Raw genomic sequence first — 18,156 nt, 5'->3', positions numbered from 1 at the left:
ACCTGCTTGACCCGAGGGTGTGTTTCACGTGAAACCGATCGACCCGCGACTCCTCCGATACGCCCGGGCCACCCGTCTCTTCCTGATGGCGGTCGTGGGACTGGGAGTTGTGGGAGCGGGACTGGTCGTCGCGCAAGCCATGCTCATCGCCGAAGTGGTGGTCGGCGCCTTCCAGCACGGACTGTCGACGGGCGAACTCCGCACGCCCCTGCTCCTGTTGGCGGCTGTCGCGGTCGGTCGCGCGCTCATCTCCTGGCTCACCGAACTCGCGGCGCACCGGGCGAGCGCGGCGGTCAAGTCGGAGCTGCGCGGGCGGTTGCTGGAACGGGCGGGAGCGCTCGGTCCGGAGTGGCTGAGCGGGCAGCGGACAGGGTCACTGATCGCGCTCGCCACCCGCGGCGTGGACGCTCTCGACGACTACTTCTCGCGTTATCTGCCGCAGTTGGGGCTCGCGGTGGTCGTACCCGTCGCCGTGCTCGCGCGGGTCGTCACCGAGGACTGGGTGTCGGCGGCGATCATCGTCGGCACGCTGCCGCTCATCCCGATCTTCATGATGCTCATCGGCTGGGTCACGCAGTCCCAGATGGATCGGCAATGGCACCTGCTGTCCCGGCTCTCGGGCCACTTCCTGGACGTCGTCGCGGGGCTGCCCACGCTCAAGGTCTTCGGGCGGGCCAAGGCGCAGGCCGAGTCCATCCGGCGGATCACCGGGGAGTACCGGCAGGCGACCATGCGGACCCTGCGGATCGCCTTCATCTCGTCCTTCGCGCTGGAACTTCTCGCCACGATCTCGGTCGCCCTGGTCGCGGTGACCATCGGCATGCGGCTTGTCCACGGTGAGATGGCGCTGTACGACGGACTGGTCGTACTGATCCTCGCCCCCGAGGCGTATCTGCCGCTGCGCCAGGTCGGGGCGCAGTACCACGCGGCGGCGGAGGGGCTGTCGGCCGCCGAGGAGATCTTCTCGGTCCTGGAGACGCCCGTGCGGGAGTCCGGGACCGGTGTGGCGCCCGCCTCCGGGGAGCTGCGCTTCGAGGGAGTGACGGTCCGCCACCCCGGGCGGTCGTCCGACGCGGTGTCCAACGTGTCCTTCGCGGTCGGGCCCGGCGAGACGGTGGCGCTCGTCGGCCCCAGCGGCGTGGGCAAGACGACTCTTCTCAATGTGCTGCTGGGTTTCGTCCGGCCCACGGAGGGGCGGGTCGAGGTCGGGGGAGTCGAACTCACGGCAGCCGATCTGAGGGAATGGCGTTCGCACGTCGCCTGGGTGCCGCAGCGGCCCCATCTGTTCGCCGGGTCCGTCGCCGAGAACGTACGGCTGGCGCGGCCGGAGGCGGACGACTCCGCGGTGCGGGAGGCGCTGGTCGACGCCGGGGCCCTGGAGTTCGTGGACGCGCTCCCCGACGGAATGCGCACGCTCCTCGGTGAGGACGGTGCCGGGCTGTCCGCCGGGCAGCGGCAACGACTCGCCCTGGCCCGGGCGTTCCTCGCGGACCGGCCGGTGCTGCTGCTCGACGAGCCGACGGCCTCGCTGGACGGGGAGACCGAGGCCGAGGTGGTGGAGGCGGTCCGGCGCCTCGCCGTCGGACGGACCGTCCTGCTCGTCGTCCACCGGCCGGCCCTGCTGGGCGTGGCCGACCGGGTGGTGCGGCTGGAACCGGCGGCTTCGGCGGACCGTGCCGTGTGGTCCGCAGAGACGCGGACGCGTCGCTCCGACGTGGTGGCGTCGGTGCCCTCGGCAGGCGCCGACAGTGCGGCTCCGCTCCTGGAGAGGCGTGGTGACGTGCTCGCGCGGGTCCGTGCCATGGCCGGGCCGCGCCGGGGGCGGCTCGCGCTGGCCCTCCTGCTCGGCAGTCTCGCGCTCGGAAGTGCCGTCGGCCTCATGGCCACCTCGGGCTGGTTGATCTCCAGGGCCTCACAGCAGCCGCCCGTGCTGTATCTGATGGTCGCTGTGACGGCCACGCGGGCTTTCGGGATCGGGCGGGCCGTCTTCCGGTACGCGGAGCGGCTGGTGTCGCACGAGGCGGTGCTGCGGATGCTCGCCGACACCAGGGTCGCCGTGTACCGGCGCCTCGAACGGCTGGCGCCCGCGGGACTGCGGACCACCCGGCGCGGCGATCTGCTCTCGCGGCTCGTCAGTGATGTCGACGCGCTGCAGGACTACTGGCTGCGCTGGCTGCTGCCCGCCGCCGCGGCGGCCGTCGTGTCCGCCGGCTCGGTCGGGTTCACGGCCTGGCTGCTGCCCGAGGCGGGTGCCGTTCTCGCCGTCGGGCTGCTGGCCGCGGGCGTGGGCGTTCCGCTGGTGACCGGCGCCGTCGCGCGCCGCGCCGAGCGCCGACTGGCACCGGCACGCGGTGCACTGGCGACCCGGGTGGCCGATCTCCTCACGGGAACGGCCGAACTGACCGTCGCGGGCGCGCTGCCCGCCCGTACCGCCGAGGCGCGGCGGGCCGACGCGGAACTCACCCGCATCACCTCGCGAGCCGCCACCGCCACCGCGCTCGGCGACGGACTGACCGCGCTGATCTCCGGCCTCACCGTCACAGCCGCCGCGCTCGTCGGCGCCCAGGCGGTCGTCGACGGACGCCTCAGCGGCGTGGCGACGGCCGTCGCCGTCCTCACACCCCTGGCCGCCTTCGAGGCCGTCCTGGGGCTGCCGCTCGCCGCCCAGTACCGACAGCGGGTGCGCAGGAGCGCGGAGCGCGTGTACGAGGTCCTGGACGCGCCCGAGCCCGTACGGGAACCGGAGCGGCCGGTGGAGGCGCCCGGGTCGCCGTTCCCGGTCGTGGTGAAGGGCCTGGCCGCCCGATACGAGGGACAGGAGCGGGACGCGGTCACCGGGGTCGACCTGGTGCTCGAACAAGGGCGCCGGACCGCTGTCGTCGGGCCGTCCGGATCCGGCAAGACGACGCTGGCTCAGGTGCTGTTGCGCTTTCTGGACCCACGCGGGGGGACGTACACGCTGGGAGGCGTGGACGCGTACGGCATGGACGGTGACGACGTGCGGCGACTGGTCGGACTCTGTGCGCAGGACGCGCACCTGTTCGACAGCTCGGTGCGCGAGAACCTGCTGCTCGCACGGAAGGACGCGACGGACTCCGCGCTGCGGGACGTGCTGGGACGGGTACGGCTGCTCGACTGGGCCGACGGTCTGCCCGACGGGATCGACACGATGATCGGGGAGCACGGCGCACGGTTGTCCGGAGGACAGCGGCAGCGGCTGGCGCTCGCCCGTGCGTTGCTCGCGGACTTTCCCGTGCTGGTTCTCGACGAGCCCGCGGAGCATCTCGACCTGGCCACCGCAGACGCCCTCACCGCCGATCTGCTGGCCGCGACCGAGGGGCGTACGACGTTGATGATCACTCACCGGCTGGCGGGCCTCGAAGCGGTCGACGAGGTGATCGTCATGGCGGAGGGGCATGTGGTGCAGCGGGGCGCGTTCGACGAGCTGGTGCGTGCGCGGGGGCCGTTGCGGGAGATGTCGGAGCGGGAGAGCCGGACGGAGATGGCGGCCCTCGCACGGTGAGGGCTTCGGACGGGCCTGGCACTCCGTTCGGCGCTTCCTACGGCACTTCACGGGTCGCGACGTTCCACTTTCCCTGACAAATGGGACTAACTAGGCTCGGTGCATGTCAGTCGAGCCGGGCCCCGGTGGCGCCCCGAACCCAGACGACGTGCCGCGGCTGCTGGAAGCGATGCGGGCGGTCGGAAGCGGTCTGCAGCTGCGGTCCACGCTGGAGCGGATCTGTGAGACCGCGGCGGAGCTGGCGGACGCGCGGTATGCGGCGGTCGGGCTCGCGGCGGAGTGCGGGGACGGCCTCGCCGAGTGTGCGGGCGAGGACACCGACGGGCAGGCGGTCCGGTGGATCGGGCGGCTGCCGGACGGCTACGAGGAGACCGGGGGGACCGGAGGGACCGGGAGGTCCGAGGGGGCCTGTCATCCGTCCGAGGCCGGCTTCCTGGCCGTCCCCGTCCGCGTACAGGGCGAGAGCCTCGGGACCTTCTACCTCGCCGAGAAACGCGACGGGGGCCCGTTCGGCGAGCACGACCTCGACATGGTGCGGGTACTGGCGCGCGAGGCGGGCATCGCGGTGGGGAACGCGCGACTCTACGGGGCCGCCAAGCGGCGTGAGCGCTGGATCGACGGATCCGTGGCCGTCACCACCGCGCTGCTCTCCGGAGGAGACGCCGACGAAGCCCTCCAAGTGGTCGCCGAACAGGCCCGCCGGCTCTCCGACTCGATGGCCGGGCTCGTGCTGCTGCCCGCGGCGACGGGCGGACTGGAGATCGTCGCCGTCGCGTCCGAGCACCCGTCGAGGGCCTTGGGCCTCGTCGTGCCGCCCGAGAACGCGGTGGCGGGCCAGATCCTCGCGGGGAAGGCCGTGTTCGTCGAGGACGCGGCCTCGGACCCACGGATGCTCGTCGACCTCTCCCGAGGCTACGGGCCGACGATGCTCCTTCCGCTCCAGAGCGGAGGCCGGGTCCTGGGGACCCTTGTCATGGCACGCGCGGCGGGCGCCCGCCCGTTCACCGATGCCGAGCGCACCCTGGCGACGCAGTTCGCCTCCCAGGCCGCGCTCGCGCTGATGATGGCCGAGGCGCAGCGGGACCGGGAACAGCTCGCGGTCTACGAGGACCGTGACCGGATCGCCCGTGACCTGCACGATCTCGTCATCCAGCGGCTGTTCGCCACCGGGATGCTGCTGGAGAGCGCCCAGCGGCGGTCCGTGCTGCCCGAGGTGCGCAAGGGCGTCGGCAAGGCGGTCGACGAACTCGACGTCACCATTCAGGAGATCCGTACGGCCATCTTCGCCCTCCAGCAGGGACCTGCGGAGTTTCCGGCCCGGCTGCGGACGCGCGTACTGCGGGAGATCAACATGGCCGCCGTACCGCTCGGCTTCAAGCCGTCCCACCGCTTTGTCGGATCCGTGGACACGGTGGTCGGCGAACTCACGGCCAAGAACCTCGTCGCGGCCCTCCGCGAAGCCCTGTCCAACGCCTCCCGGCACGCGGGAGCGTCCAGGATCGACGTCACCGTGGACGCGACGGTACGGCTTCCGGACGAGGAGACCGGCGTACGCCTGACGGTCACGGACGACGGTATCGGCATCCCCGAGGGGGGCCGGCGCAGCGGACTGAAGAACCTGAAGCGGCGCGCGGAGTCGCTGGGCGGGGACAGCTGGTACGGGCCGGGGTCCGGGAAGGACGGCGGTGGCACGTCGGTGGTCTGGGAGGCGCCGTACTGAGTCCGGGGCAGGGCAGCGCGGGGGGCGTACGGGCGGGCGGCGCGACTCGACGAAGTGGTTTCGGCAGGACCCCTGTTCGGCCCAGCGCAGTGGTCCATCCGTGCCGGCCGCTCCCCCAGGTGTACGACTTGAACAGGACCGGAGCCGTCCCCGCGCGACACGATCCATGTCATGCGCTCACGTCGACGTCGCCGTCCCCTGCTCGTCACGGCGCTGTCGTGCGCGCTGGCCGTCCTGGTGGCGGGGCCCACGGCGGCCACCGGGGACGCCGACAGCTCCGGCGGGGTCGGCGCCGAGGTCGTGCGGTTGTACGAGGAGGCGTCACTGGCGACGCAGCGGTACGAGGCAGGGCGCCGCGAGGCCGAGGAGCAGCGGGGCCGGGCCCAGCGGCTGGAGCGGCTTCTCGACCGGGAGCGGCGGGACATCGCCGTGCTGCACGGGGACCTCGGCCGCATCGCACGTGCCCAGTACCGCACCGGCGGTGGGCTCCCGCACACCGCACAGCTGCTGCTCGCGGACAGCCCGGAGGAGCTGCTGCGCGGTCAGCGTGCTGTCCGGCAGGTGGATCTGGCGGTCGACAACGCCGTCACCAGGAGCCGCCGGGCCGAGAGCAGGCTCGCCGCCGACGAGTCGAAGGCGGCCTCCGCCCGGCAGGTGCTGGAGCGGCGCAACGACGAACTCGCCGGGATCAAGCGCGGCATCGAGCGGAAGCTGGCGGAGGCCCAGGGCACGCTCCAGGGACAGGCGGACGCCTCGGCGGCCGCCGGTGCGTGCCGGGGTTCGGTCCGGCTCGACCAGCCGGACGCGGCCTTCACCCAGCCGTGGATCCCCCCGGTGGAGACGTACGGACTCTCCGCGGGGTTCGGCAGCGGCGGTGAACGCTGGGTGAGCCGGCACACCGGGCAGGACTTCGCGGTGGACATCGGTACGCCGGTGCGTTCGGTGGGCCGGGGACGGGTGGTCAGGGTGTCGTGCGGCGGCCCGTTCGGCATCGAGGTCGTGGTGCGGCATCCGGGCGGCTACTACACGCAGTACGCCCATCTGGCGGCCGTCACCGTGGATCAGGGGGAGCGGGTGTCCACCGGGCAGTGGGTCGGCCAGTCGGGCACGACCGGCAACTCGACGGGTCCGCATCTGCACTTCGAGGTACGCCTGACCCCGCAGCCGGGCTCGGGGGTCGATCCGCGCGAGTGGCTCGCCGAGCGGGGAGTTCAGCTGTAGCTGCAGCTACAGGAGCGGGTCGGCTGCCGGCCGTGCTCCGTTCCTACCGGTGTTCCGCGAGCATCCGCTCGATCACGACGGCCACGCCGTCCTCGGTGTTGGCGGCCGTACGTCCGGACGCCGCGGCGATCACGGCGGGGTGCGCGTTGCCCATCGCGTACGACGTGCCCGCCCAGGTGAGCATCTCCACGTCGTTCGGCATGTCACCGAAGGCGACGACCTCTTCGTTCGAGATGCCGCGCTCGGCGCAGCACAGTGCGAGGGTGCTGGCCTTCGAGACGCCGGGGCCGCTGATTTCCAGCAGCGCGCTGGGGCTGGACCGGGTCACGTTGGCCCGGTCGCCGATGGCCAGCCGGGCGGTCATGAGGAAGTCGTCCGGGGCGATCTCGTGGTGGTACGCGAGGATCTTGAGCACTGGCTCATCGGCACCCGGGGCGTCCGGCGCCAGAAGTTTCTCGGCGGGCGCGACGGTGTCGGGCGCCTCCAGGTGCAGCTTCGGGTACGCGGGCTCCTGGTAGAAGCCGTAGGTCTGCTCGATGGCGAAGAGGGTGCCCGGAGCGGCGTCGCGCAGCAGCCGTACGGCGTCGAGCGCGTTCTCCCGCGCCAGTTCCCGCACCTTGACGAAGCGGTGGGCGCCGGGGCCGCCGTGCAGATCGACCACGGCGGCGCCGTTTCCGCAGATGGCCAGGCCGTGACCGTGGACATGATCGCTCACGACGTCCATCCAGCGGGCCGGGCGCCCGGTCACGAAGAAGACCTCGATGCCGGCCGCCTCGGCGGCGGCCAGGGCGGCCACGGTGCGCGGTGAGACGGACTTGTCGTCGTGCAGCAGGGTGCCGTCGAGGTCCGTGGCGATCAGGCGGGGCGGGAGGGAGGAGGCCGGAATCCCGGGCCGTCGGGTCGCTGAGGTCACTCCGTCATTCTCCCGCATATGCGCGCACGGGCGTGCGGCGGTCCGCACATGTGAGTGACGTAACCTTTCACCTGCCCTTTTGCGGGCGAGGGGCCGCTCGGCGACCACCGTCCGGCAGCGCTCCGCAAGGGGCGCGGGGAACAGGCGCGAGCAACCCACGACGACCCGCGGTCGCTCACCGGCCCCCTGGGCCTCCTTCCCACTGGGCGCCGGCCCGCAACTGAGCGTCAGCTCAACTGCGCGACCGCTTCCAGCGCGATCTGCTCGAAGACCTTCTCGTCCGCCGCGAAGTCGGAGCCCGGGATCGGCCAGTGGATCACGATGTCCGTGAAGCCCAGCTCCAGGTGGCGGCCCGCGAAGTCGACGAACGCGTCGAGGGACTCCAGCGGACGTCCGCGGTCCGGGGTGAAGCCGGTGAGCAGGACCTTGTCGAGTTCGCGCACATCGCGGCCGACCGTCTCGCACGCGGCGGCCAGCTTCTCCGTCTGGCCGCGGAGGGCGTCCACCGACTGCTCGGGAGTGCCCGCCTCGAAGAGCTTCGGGTCCCCGGTGGTCACCCACGCCTGCCCGTGCGCGGCGGCGAGCTTCAGCCCGCGCGGCCCGGTGGCGGCCACCGCGAAGGGCAGCCGGGGCCGCTGCACACAGCCGGGGATGTTGTACGCCTCACGCGCCGAGTAGAACGTGCCGTCGTACGACACGGTGTCCTCGGTGAGCAGCCGGTCGAGCAGCGGTACGAATTCGGCGAAGCGGTCGGCCCGCTCGCGCGGCGTCCACGGCTCCTCGCCGGTGCGCAGCAGTGTCGTGGCGTCGAACCCGGAGCCGCCCGCGCCGATGCCCAGCGTGATCCGGCCACCGGAGATGTCGTCGAGGGAGATCAGTTCCTTGGCGAGGGCCACCGGGTGCCGGAAGTTCGGGGAGGTCACCAGGGTGCCTAGGCGCAGCCGGTCGGTGGCGCCCGCGGCGGCGGTCAGTGTCGGCACGGCGCCGTACCAGGGGCCCTCGCGGAACGTGCGCCACGCCAGGTGGTCGTACGTGAAAGCGGTGTGGAACCCGAGCTGCTCGGCGCGCTGCCAGGTGGAACGTCCTCCCTCGTGCCAGCGGAGGTACGGCAGGATCACGGTGCTCAGGCGCAGACTCATGCCGCAGAGCCTAAGCGCAGCCGTGCGGCACACCGAAGCGGCCGACCTGCGGGGGCGGCCACGGCCGGACCGCGCGAGCCACACCGTTCACCGGTTCATAGGTTCATCGGGGCGTGGCTCATCGGGTCATCGAGGCATGGCCGGAAACCGCAGGTAGCGCGGAGGCACGGTGGCCGTGAGCCATACGCCGTTGGCGCTGACCGTGAAGACGTGGCCGTCGCGGCTCATGGCGCCGGCGTCCACGCGGAGCACGTCGTGCCGGTTCATGGGCCGCAGACCCTCGGCGCGGATCGCGTCCAGACTGCGGGCGGCGGTGCCGTGGTAGAGGTACGCGGGCGGGGTCGCCGACGGCATCCCCAGGTCGACCTCCACGGAGGGGTGCCTGGAGAGACGCTGATCACGCATTTGATTTTGGTCCGGAGGTTTGATCCACAGCCAAATGCGTTATCCACAGGCGTAGTTGGGGAATCTGTGGACAACTGCCTGACGGTTTACGACGGTTCGTCAACTACCGCTGCCGGAAGGGAACGTGCGGCTAGCGCATCCAAGGCCCGTGCCCTGACCTCGCGTTCGGCGGCCACGGTGAAGAACTCGGCCGCGTGCTCCGCGCCGACAAGCCCCTCCACAGCGGCCATTGCCGCCGCCGGAACCGTCACGGTACGCGTCTCCTGCGTGTCCGCCAGGGGTTCCTCCCCACCGAGATGCCGACGCAGCTGGCGGTGGGCGAACAGCTGCATGGCCCGGGCCAGTTCGGCGTCCACCGTCTGGCGTGCGAGCGGTCGCAGCCGGCGTACGAGCGCGGCCGCTTCCGTGGCGTCCGCGTCGGTCGGCGGATGTTCGCCGAGGTAGCGGGCGAAGACGTGCTCGGCCGTGAACTCCAGGAAACGGGAGGCGATGTGCTCCACCTGGCCCCTCAACTCCCGCAGATGGCCGGAGATCGCGGACAGCGGGACGCCCGCCCCGTACAACTCCGCCGCCACAGCCAGCTCTTGGGGGCTCGGCACGAGAAAGGTGTCCTCCTGCTCCGGGATCCGTTCGAGCACTCCCAATTCGATCGCCTCGGCGACCGCCGCGTCGTCCGGGTGACCGCCGAACCGTTCGTCGAGCTCGGCCCGTGAGATACGGACCGCCTCCTCGTCCGTCCACGGTCCGTCGACCTCGGCGACCAGACCGAGCACGCCGCCCAGGCCGCGCCCCGCGTCCCAGGCCTCCAGGAGCTCCTTGATGGAGGCCAGGGTGTAGCCGCGGTCCAGCAGGTCCGCGATCTGCCGCAGCCGGGCCAGATGGGTGTCCGCGTAGACGTTGGCGCGCCCGCGCCGCTCCGGGCGGGGGAGCAGCCCGCGGTCCTGATAGGCGCGGATCGTCCGGACCGTGGCACCACTGCGGTGCGCCAGGTCCTCGATCCGGTACGCCGCGCCGGCCGGCTCGTCGATCACAGTCCCTGCCCTTTCGGTTCCCGCCCTGCCGAGCGCCCGTCGCTACGCGATCGCCGCCCTGCCGATCGCCCCCGCCGCCGCCCGGGCCGCGGGCGACGTCGCCAGATACTCGACCGCGCGGCGCATCGAACCCTCCTGCGAAGGATGGTACGAGCGCCGCAGATAACGCGGTACGGCCGAGCCGAGCTCCTTCCACGTGGGCAGCAGCCCCTTGCGCACCGCACGGTTGTGCGCCCCGAGCGAATAGCGCGACCGCCCCGCCAACTGCGGGTCGTGGCGCAGCAGATAGGCCGCGCCCCACGCCCACATGTACAGCATCACCGGAGCCGTGACCGCCATGCCCGCCACCCGGCGCGCATACCGGGGCAGGCCCTCGCCGCCGCAGTGCTGGTACATGTCGAAGGCGACCGCACGGTGCTCGACCTCCTCGGCGCCGTGCCAGCGCAGCAGATCGAGCATGACCTCGTCGGACCCCGCCTCGTCCAGCCCTTCGGCGGCCAGCACCCAGTCACCGAGCACCGCGGTGAACTGCTCTATGGCCGCGACCACCGAGAGCCGGAAGAGCAGCCACTCCCGGGCCGGTATCCGGCCCAGCGGCGGGGTCTCGCCCAGGATCCTCCGGAAGAGGAACTCGACATGCCGCGTGTAGGCGTCCGTGTCCAGCCGCTGCGCCGCCAGATGGTCCAGCACGTACGAGTGCTGCACGCTGTGCGTCGCCTCCTGCCCCATGAACCCCTTGACGTCCCTGAGCAGTTCGGGGTCGGTGACCAGCGGCAGGCCCTCCTTGAAGACTTTGACGAACCACCGCTCCCCCGCGGGCAGCAGCAGATGCAGCACATTGATGACGTGGGTGGCGGTCGGCTCGTCCGGTATCCAGTGGAGCGGGGTCCGCTCCCAGTCGAAGGAGACCCGGCGGGGCGTGATGGTGTGGTGCTCGGTCACAGTGGTGGCTCCATCCGTGCGATCGCGCGCAGTGCCCTCGGAGTGAAACGGGACATGAGGCGGCCGCCGCGTGCCTCCGCCGTCACGGGCACCACGGCCTGGTTGCGGACGACGGCCCGTACAACGGCCTCGGCGACCTTCTCCGGCGGGTAGTTGCGCAGCCCGTACAGCCGCGCGGACCTCTTTCGGCGCCGCTTCTCCTCGTCGGCGTCGACTCCGGTGAAGCGCGCGGTCGAGGTGATGGCGGTGTTGACGAATCCGGGGCAGATCGCCGATACGCCGATGCCCTGGCCCGCCAGTTCGGCGCGCAGGCACTCGCTGAGCATCAGCACCGCCGCCTTGGAGGTGCTGTAGGCGGGCAGCGCCTTCGAGGGCAGATACGCGGCCGCCGACGCGGTGTTGACGATGTGGCCGCCCTGTCCGCGCTCCGCCATCTGTTTCCCGAAGAGCCGGCAGCCGTGGATCACACCCCACAGATTGACGTCGAGGACCTTCCGCCAGTCCTCCACGGTGGTGTCGAAGAAGGAGCCGGACAGTCCGATCCCGGCGTTGTTCACCAGGACGTCGACCACCCCGTACTCGGCGGCGACCTTCGCGGCCAGCTGCTCCATGGCCTGCTCGTCCGAGACGTCGACCGTCTCGGCCCAGGCCTCCGGGGCGCCGATGAGCCGGGACAACTCCGCGGTGCGCGCCGCGCTCTCCGCGTCCCGGTCGACGGCCACCACGCGCGCGCCGGCCTCGGCGAACGCGAAGGCCGTGGCCCGCCCGATGCCGCTGCCCGCGCCGGTGACCAGTACGAGCTGCCCGCCGAAACGGTCGGCGTGCGGGCCGCTCACCACGGGCGCCGGCCGTCCGCCCTCGGTCGAGGTCACGAACTCGGTGATCCAGGCGGCCACCTGGTCGGGCCGGGTGCGCGGAATCCAGTGCTTGGCCGGGAGGGTGCGGCGCACCAGCCGGGGGGCCCACTGCTCCAGTTCGTCGTAGAGCCGCTCCGAGAGGTAGGCGTCTCCCAGGGGCGTGATGAGCTGCACGGGCGCGTGCGCGTACGCGTCGCCGCGGGGTCTGCCCAGGCGGGGACGGATGTTGTCGCGGTACAGCCATGCGCCGTTGGCCGCGTCCCTGGGCAGCGACGCGGTCGGATAGTCGCCGGCGGGGACCTTCTCCAGGCGGCGCAGGATCTTCGGCCACTGCTTGCCGAGGGGGCCGCGCCAGGCCAGTTCGGGCAGGACGGGGGTGTGCAGCAGGTACACGTACCAGGACTTGGCGCCCTGGCCGAGCAGCTGCCCGACCCTGCGGGGCGTGGGGCGGGACATGCGCTTCTTGATCCAGTGCCCGAAGTGGTCGAGAGAAGGACCGGACATCGACGTGAAGGATGCGATCCGCCCTTGCGTGCGCTTGACCGTGGTGAACTCCCAGGCCTGCACCGAACCCCAGTCGTGGCCGACCAGATGGACCGGCCGGTCCGGGCTGACCGCGTCCACGACCGCCAGGAAGTCGTCCGTCAGCTTCTCCAGGGTGAACCCGCCGCGCAGGGGCCGGGGCGCGGTGGACCTGCCGTGACCTCGTACGTCGTACAGCACGACATGGAAGCGCTCCGCCAGGCGCCCGGCGACCTCGGACCACACCTCCTTGGAGTCCGGATAGCCGTGCACGAGCACCACCGTGGGCCGCGTCGCGGGGTCGCCCCACTCGGCGACGCACAGCTCGACGCCACCCGTACGCACCCAGCGCTCACGCGCGCCCGCGAGGGCCACTCGTCCTTCGCCAAGGGTCACTTGTCCTCCGCCCAGCGCCGCACGTGCGGCAAGTCGTCGTCCAGCCAGAACGCGCTCTGCTCGGAGTCCCTGGAATCGGTGACCACGAGGATCTCCTCGAACTTCGCTCCCGTACCCCGGAATCCGAGGTGCGGTTCGACCGCCCACAGGCCCGGATGCGGCGGGTGGTCGGAGAAGCGGTACGGCGACCACAGGGGCGACCAGCCTTCGCGGTGTCCGTGGAGCGCGTCGCCCGCCAGACCTTTGAGTGCCTGGGTGCCGAAGCCGAACAGACGCGGCGACCAGCGCCGTTCACGGACGCGGTCCACCTTGTGGGCGATCACGCCGAAGGGGTACGCCCGGTGCCGGTTCGCGTAGCCCTGGCGGACCATGAGCCGGTCCACATCCTCGTAGATCTCCCGCAGCGGGCGCCGCTCGCGCACCTCGCGCAGGAGCAGCTCGCGGTGCGCCTCCAGATCGGCGATCAGCCGGTCCTGGACCGGATTCGGGCCCAGCGAGCCGGAGTAGCCGATGTCCGCGGTGCAGCCCTTGAGGACCGGGGCCATGTCGAGGATGAACGGCATGCCCGGCTCCAGGCGTCTGTTCGTGGGGAAGAACTGCAGCGGGATCCGGAAGTTCGCGAACGCCGTCCGGTCCCCGAACCAGGCGAAGGGCAGATGGAACCAGTCCCGGACCCCGCGCTCACGCAACCACTCGCGCTGCATCCGTGCCGCCTCGCGCTCGGTCACCCCCGGCTTCAGCCGCGCGGCCACCGCCTCGGCGCACGCGTACGCGAGCCGCTGCACTTCCCTGAACCCGCCGAGCTCCCCGGTGAGCGGGCCGGATGAGGCCCCTGGCGAGGCCGCTGCTGAGGTCATGCCACCGTCCGTTCCAAGCCGACTGCCGTACGCGCCCGTAACTTGACACTGATGAATGTGACTGTTGTTGGTGGCTGCGTCAAGAGGTGGGTGCGGGACCTGTGGAAAACCGTGTGGTTGTGGACAACCCGGCCGACCCGGACGACCAGGGCACAGCGGCAGCCGCCGGTTGTTCGACCTGAGGGGGACCCCTACGGGCCCGTACGACTGGAGGGTGACAGCGATACAGCTCCCAGGTCTGACGACTGATGTGGCCTGCGCCACTACCTTCGAATCGTGACTGTGATCGCGACCGAAAGCCTGAGCAAGCGGTTCCCGAGGGTGACCGCTCTTGACCGGCTCTCCGTGGACGTCGGACCCGGTGTGACCGGACTCGTCGGAGCCAACGGAGCCGGCAAGTCCACACTGATCAAGATCCTGCTGGGTCTGTCCCCCGCCACCGAGGGCCGCGCCGCGGTGCTCGGACTCGATGTCGCCACCAAGGGCGGCGACATCCGGGAGCGCGTCGGATACATGCCCGAGCACGACTGCCTGCCGCCCGACGTCTCGGCCACCGAGTTCGTCGTCCACATGGCGCGCATGTCCGGCCTGCCCCCGGCGGCGGCCCGCGAGCGCACCGCGGACACGCTGCGCCACGTCGGCCTCTACGAGGAGCGATATCGCCCCATCGGCGGCTACTCGACGGGCATGAAGCAGCGCGTGAAACTCGCGCAGGCGCTGGTCCACGACCCGCAGCTGGTCTTCCTCGACGAGCCGACGAACGGCCTCGACCCGGTCGGCCGCGACGAGATGCTCGGCCTCATCCGCCGCATCCACACCGACTTCGGCATCTCCGTCCTGGTCACCTCGCACCTCCTGGGCGAGCTGGAGCGCACCTGCGACCACGTCGTCGTCATCGACGGCGGCAAGCTCCTGCGGTCCAGCTCCACCACGGACTTCACACAGCGCACGGCGATCCTCGCGGTCGAGGTCACCGACACGGACGAGCACCCGGACGGCACCGGCGCACTGCGCGAGGTCCTTCACGAGCGCGGGATCGAGACCCACGACGGCAGCGGACTGCCGGGCGCGGGCCACATCCTCCTGCTCACCGCGCAGGGCGAGGAGACGTACGACCTCGTACGGGACGTCGTCGCCGACCTGGGCCTCGGTCTGGTGCGCATGGAGCAGCGCAGGCACCACATCGCGGAGGTCTTCAAGGACAGCGACGAGCAGGCAGCCAGGGACGCCGAAGCGCGGTCGGCCCTGAAGGACGGCGACGAACAGCGGAAGGAGGCGGTCGGCCATGGCGGTTGAGCAGCCCCAGGCACAGGTCCCGGCTCCGGCTCGCCCGGGCGAGCAGACCCGGATCCACAACATCGGCTACCGCAACTACGACGGCCAGCGCCTGGGACGCGCGTACGCCCGCCGCTCGCTCTACTCGATGTCCCTGCGCGGCTCGTACGGCCTCGGCCGCTCGGTGAAGTCCAAAGTGCTGCCGATGCTGCTCTTCGTAGTGATGTGCGTCCCCGCACTGATCATGGTCGCGGTCGCCGTCGCCACCAAGGCGAAGGACCTGCCCGTCGACTACACGCGGTACGCGGTCATCATGCAGGCCGTCATCGGTCTGTACGTCGCCTCCCAGGGACCGCAGTCCGTCTCCCGCGACCTGCGCTTCAAGACCGTCCCGCTGTACTTCTCGCGTCCCATCGAGACCGCCGACTACGTACGCGCCAAGTACGCGGCGCTGGCCTCGGCGCTGTTCCTGCTCACGGCCGCACCGCTGCTCGTGCTGTACGTGGGGGCGCTGCTCGCCAAACTCGACTTCTGGGACCAGACCAAGGGCTTCGGACAGGGGCTCGTCTCCGTGGCACTGCTTTCCCTGCTCTTCGCCGGCATCGGCCTGGTCATCTCGGCGATCACCCCGCGCCGCGGCTTCGGTATCGCCGCCGTCATCGCCGTGCTGACCATCTCCTACGGAGCGGTGTCCACCGTCCAGGCCATCGCCTACGAGCAGTCCAGCACCGACGCGATCGCCTGGCTCGGCCTCTTCTCGCCCATCACGCTGATCGACGGGGTGCAGACCGCCTTCCTGGGTGCCACGGCCGCGTTCCCCGGCGGCGAGGGTCCTTCGAGCGGCCAGGGCGTCGTGTATCTGCTCGCCGTCCTGGGACTCGTCGCGGGCTGCTACGGCCTCCTGATGCGCCGCTACCGAAAGGTCGGACTGTGACCGCCCGCCCGTCGTCCGCCACCACCCTTCCAAGGAACGGGCCGCGCCCATGAGCACCCTCACCATCGACCACGTCTCACGCTGGTTCGGCAACGTGGTGGCCGTCAACGACATCACCATGACCATCGGCCCCGGCGTGACCGGCCTGCTCGGCCCGAACGGCGCCGGAAAGTCCACCCTCATCAACATGATGGGCGGCTTCCTGGCCCCCTCCACCGGCTCGGTCACCCTCGACGGCCGGCCGACCTGGCGCAACGAGCAGATCTATAAGCAGATCGGCATCGTCCCGGAGCGCGAGGCGATGTACGACTTCCTCACGGGCCGCGAATTCGTCGTCGCCAACGCCGAGTTGCACGGTCTCGGCGACAAGGCGGCGCACCGGGCCCTCGCCACGGTCGAGATGGAGTACGCGCAGGACCGGAAGATCTCGACGTACTCCAAGGGCATGCGCCAGCGCGTGAAGATGGCCTCCGCGCTCGTCCACAACCCCTCGCTGCTGCTGCTCGACGAGCCCTTCAACGGCATGGACCCGCGCCAGCGCATGCAACTGATGGAGCTGCTGCGGCGCATGGGCGACGAGGGCCGCACGGTCCTCTTCTCGTCGCACATCCTGGAGGAGGTCGAGCAGCTCGCCTCGCACATCGAGGTGATCGTCGCCGGACGGCACGCGGCCAGCGGTGACTTCCGCCGGATCCGCCGCCTGATGACCGACCGCCCGCACCGCTATCTGGTCCGCTCCAGCGACGACCGCGCGCTCGCGGCGGCGCTCATCGCCGACCCGTCGACGTCCGGCATCGAGGTCGACCTCCAGGAGGGCGCCCTGCGCATCCAGGCCGTCGACTTCCCGCGCTTCACGGCACTGCTGCCGCGAGTGGCCCGCGACCACGGCATCCGACTGCTCACGGTCTCGCCGTCCGACGAGTCCCTTGAGTCCGTCTTCTCGTATCTCGTCGCGGCGTAGGAGGCCGAAAGATGTACGACCCCACAGTCGCCCGGCTCACCTACCGCGGCCTCCTCGGCCGCCGCCGGGCCCTCATCCTGGGCGCCCTGCCCGTCCTGCTGATCGTCATCTCCGCGGCCGTACGCGGCTTCACGGGCGCCGACGACCAGGTGGCCGCGGACGTCCTCGGCGGCTTCGCGCTCGCCACGATGGTGCCCATCATCGGCGTCATCGCGGGCACCGGCGCGATCGGCCCCGAGATCGACGACGGCTCGGTCGTCTACCTGCTCGCCAAGCCGATCAAGCGCCCCACGATCATCTTCACCAAGCTGATCGTCGCCGTCGCCGTCACCATGGTGTTCTCGGCGGTCCCGACGTTCCTCGCCGGGCTGATCCTCAACGGCAACGGCCAGCAGGTCGCCGTCGCCTACACCGTGGCCGCACTGGTCGCCTCGATCGCGTACGCGGCGCTCTTCCTGCTGCTCGGCACCATCACGCGGCACGCGGTGGTCTTCGGGCTCGTCTACGCCCTCGTGTGGGAGGCCCTCTTCGGGACGCTGGTCTCCGGGGCGAGGACGCTCAGTGTCCAGCAGTGGTCGCTCGCGGTGGCCCACAAGGTGTCCGGCGGGGATCTCGTCACCTCGGACGTGGGTCTCACCACCGGCACGGTGCTGCTGGTCGTGGTGACCGTCGCCGCCACCTGGTTCGCGGGACAGAAGCTGCGGACGCTGACGCTGGCCGGCGAGGAGTAGCCGTACCGGGGCCCCGGAAGGCGGGGCTTCGGGTGGTCGATGCGGCTCCACGCGTGCGTGGAGCCGCATCTGGTTTGATCCAGCCGTGGATTCTCGATCTTGAAGTGGGTTTTACGCCGGTGACGGCACACTTGTCCGAGGGGATGCGACGAGGAGGAACGGGGATGGCAGCGCAGGAACCACGCGGTGACGGACAGGGCCACGGCGAAGGCCAGGGGGAGGCCGCCGGGGAGGTCTGGGACGAACTCGTCCTGGACGAGGACTTCATACGGTCCGCCGATACGGCTGAGCCGTCCGCGCGCGCCCGTATGCTCGCGGCCCGCTGGCGCGAGGGCGGCCCCGATCCGCAGCCCTGGCGCTCCGACGAGCCGCCCGCGGGATGGTTCTTCAGCAAGGCGCGGCGGCGCAGGTGGCGGCGCCGCTGATCCTCCCGCCCGCGGTGCGCCGGACGCGCCCTTTTATTCGGTGGCGTCCGACTCGTCCCACGGGCACAGTGGTCATGTCCCAGGCCGCCGGATTCATCCGGCGCCGCAGTCCGGGTGAGGAGCACGACGATGCCCGTCAGTGGCAGTTCGTCGGTCTCCCGAGAGGGCAGCGTGCGGGCTCCGGAGTAGTCAGCTCCGTCGAGTCCGCCCCGTACGGGAGCTGCCCGGGGCGGCCGCTTCGAGCGCGTACCTCCGCGCGGGCCGCCCTCCCCGGGCGGGGCCCCGAGATGCCGCAGAGCGGCTG

Annotated in this window: 14 protein-coding genes and 1 pseudogene; 8 read left to right on the top strand and 7 right to left on the bottom strand. The window is 71.4% G+C overall.

Annotated elements, in window-relative coordinates; genetic code table 11:
- The first annotated feature begins 28 nt into the window (after positions 1 to 28).
- From cydD to ACH4DZ_RS13565, 3 genes are all read left to right on the top strand, one after another.
- Positions 29 to 3,523: a thiol reductant ABC exporter subunit CydD gene (gene cydD / locus ACH4DZ_RS13575; protein WP_398287241.1), complete on the top strand. Its 3,495-nt coding sequence runs from the start codon at positions 29 to 31 to the stop codon at positions 3,521 to 3,523.
- 103 nt (positions 3,524 to 3,626) lie between these two features.
- Entirely contained in the window at positions 3,627 to 5,243 is a 1,617-nt protein-coding gene (locus ACH4DZ_RS13570) for a GAF domain-containing protein (RefSeq protein ID WP_398287240.1), read from the top strand.
- 171 nt (positions 5,244 to 5,414) lie between these two features.
- Entirely contained in the window at positions 5,415 to 6,464 is a 1,050-nt protein-coding gene (locus tag ACH4DZ_RS13565) for a peptidoglycan DD-metalloendopeptidase family protein (protein ID WP_398287239.1), read from the top strand.
- A 43-nt stretch (positions 6,465 to 6,507) separates the two neighbouring features.
- On the opposite strand, the gene ACH4DZ_RS13560 is transcribed toward ACH4DZ_RS13565, so the two are convergent.
- The 7 genes and pseudogenes from ACH4DZ_RS13560 to ACH4DZ_RS13530 form a co-directional block, all read right to left on the bottom strand.
- Entirely contained in the window at positions 6,508 to 7,395 is an 888-nt protein-coding gene (locus ACH4DZ_RS13560; protein WP_398287238.1) for a Cof-type HAD-IIB family hydrolase, read from the bottom strand.
- Between the two features lie 209 nt (positions 7,396 to 7,604).
- Complete coding sequence (locus ACH4DZ_RS13555) at positions 7,605 to 8,516, bottom strand: LLM class flavin-dependent oxidoreductase (protein WP_398287237.1); 912 nt, start codon at positions 8,514 to 8,516, stop codon at positions 7,605 to 7,607.
- Positions 8,517 to 8,642: 126 nt separating this feature from the next.
- Positions 8,643 to 8,909: pseudogene (locus ACH4DZ_RS13550) on the bottom strand (RNA 2'-phosphotransferase); the annotation flags it as partial.
- Positions 8,910 to 9,007: 98 nt separating this feature from the next.
- Positions 9,008 to 9,952 (bottom strand): MerR family transcriptional regulator, encoded by a 945-nt coding sequence (locus tag ACH4DZ_RS13545; RefSeq protein ID WP_398287236.1) that lies wholly within the window; start codon positions 9,950 to 9,952, stop codon positions 9,008 to 9,010.
- Positions 9,953 to 9,994: 42 nt separating this feature from the next.
- Complete coding sequence (locus ACH4DZ_RS13540) at positions 9,995 to 10,894, bottom strand: metal-dependent hydrolase (protein WP_398287235.1); 900 nt, start codon at positions 10,892 to 10,894, stop codon at positions 9,995 to 9,997.
- Positions 10,891 to 12,648, bottom strand: coding sequence for an SDR family oxidoreductase (locus ACH4DZ_RS13535; protein ID WP_398287738.1), 1,758 nt, complete (start codon positions 12,646 to 12,648; stop codon positions 10,891 to 10,893). Before ACH4DZ_RS13535 ends, ACH4DZ_RS13540 begins: the two co-directional genes overlap by 4 nt.
- A 17-nt stretch (positions 12,649 to 12,665) precedes the next feature.
- Complete coding sequence (locus ACH4DZ_RS13530) at positions 12,666 to 13,526, bottom strand: M24 family metallopeptidase (protein ID WP_398287234.1); 861 nt, start codon at positions 13,524 to 13,526, stop codon at positions 12,666 to 12,668.
- A 282-nt stretch (positions 13,527 to 13,808) separates the two neighbouring features.
- On the opposite strand from ACH4DZ_RS13530, the gene ACH4DZ_RS13525 reads away from it, so the two are divergent.
- From ACH4DZ_RS13525 to ACH4DZ_RS13505, 5 genes are all read left to right on the top strand, one after another.
- Positions 13,809 to 14,822, top strand: coding sequence for an ABC transporter ATP-binding protein (locus tag ACH4DZ_RS13525; RefSeq protein ID WP_398287737.1), 1,014 nt, complete (start codon positions 13,809 to 13,811; stop codon positions 14,820 to 14,822).
- A complete protein-coding gene (locus tag ACH4DZ_RS13520; RefSeq protein ID WP_398287233.1) occupies positions 14,812 to 15,735 on the top strand; it encodes an ABC transporter permease in 924 nt (307 codons plus the stop codon). Before ACH4DZ_RS13525 ends, ACH4DZ_RS13520 begins: the two co-directional genes overlap by 11 nt.
- 49 nt (positions 15,736 to 15,784) lie before the next feature.
- Entirely contained in the window at positions 15,785 to 16,696 is a 912-nt protein-coding gene (locus ACH4DZ_RS13515) for an ABC transporter ATP-binding protein (RefSeq protein ID WP_398287232.1), read from the top strand.
- 11 nt (positions 16,697 to 16,707) lie between these two features.
- Positions 16,708 to 17,427, top strand: a complete 720-nt coding sequence (locus tag ACH4DZ_RS13510) for an ABC transporter permease (RefSeq protein WP_398287231.1) — start codon at positions 16,708 to 16,710, stop codon at positions 17,425 to 17,427.
- Positions 17,428 to 17,591: 164 nt separating this feature from the next.
- Positions 17,592 to 17,852 carry a hypothetical protein gene (locus ACH4DZ_RS13505; protein ID WP_398287230.1) on the top strand — a complete coding sequence of 87 codons (261 nt, stop codon included), beginning with the start codon at positions 17,592 to 17,594 and terminating at the stop codon, positions 17,850 to 17,852.
- The last annotated feature ends 304 nt before the right edge of the window (positions 17,853 to 18,156 follow it).

Origin of the sequence: Streptomyces sp. NPDC017991, from assembly GCF_044328075.1 — a bacterium.
Classification (GTDB): Bacteria; Actinomycetota; Actinomycetes; order Streptomycetales; family Streptomycetaceae; genus Streptomyces.
The sequence above is the reverse complement of the archived record's forward strand: the minus strand, read 5'-3'. Positions and strand labels throughout refer to the sequence as shown.

Coding starts and splice junctions, on each gene's coding strand:
- ACH4DZ_RS13510 (WP_398287231.1), top strand. CDS start 16,708: ATGTACGACCCCACAGTCGCCCGGCTCACCTACCGCGGCCTCCTCGGC.
- ACH4DZ_RS13515 (WP_398287232.1), top strand. CDS start 15,785: ATGAGCACCCTCACCATCGACCACGTCTCACGCTGGTTCGGCAACGTG.
- ACH4DZ_RS13570 (WP_398287240.1), top strand. CDS start 3,627: ATGTCAGTCGAGCCGGGCCCCGGTGGCGCCCCGAACCCAGACGACGTG.
- ACH4DZ_RS13520 (WP_398287233.1), top strand. CDS start 14,812: ATGGCGGTTGAGCAGCCCCAGGCACAGGTCCCGGCTCCGGCTCGCCCG.
- ACH4DZ_RS13505 (WP_398287230.1), top strand. CDS start 17,592: ATGGCAGCGCAGGAACCACGCGGTGACGGACAGGGCCACGGCGAAGGC.
- ACH4DZ_RS13565 (WP_398287239.1), top strand. CDS start 5,415: ATGCGCTCACGTCGACGTCGCCGTCCCCTGCTCGTCACGGCGCTGTCG.
- ACH4DZ_RS13560 (WP_398287238.1), bottom strand. CDS start 7,395: ATGCGGGAGAATGACGGAGTGACCTCAGCGACCCGACGGCCCGGGATT.
- ACH4DZ_RS13555 (WP_398287237.1), bottom strand. CDS start 8,516: ATGAGTCTGCGCCTGAGCACCGTGATCCTGCCGTACCTCCGCTGGCAC.
- ACH4DZ_RS13530 (WP_398287234.1), bottom strand. CDS start 13,526: ATGACCTCAGCAGCGGCCTCGCCAGGGGCCTCATCCGGCCCGCTCACC.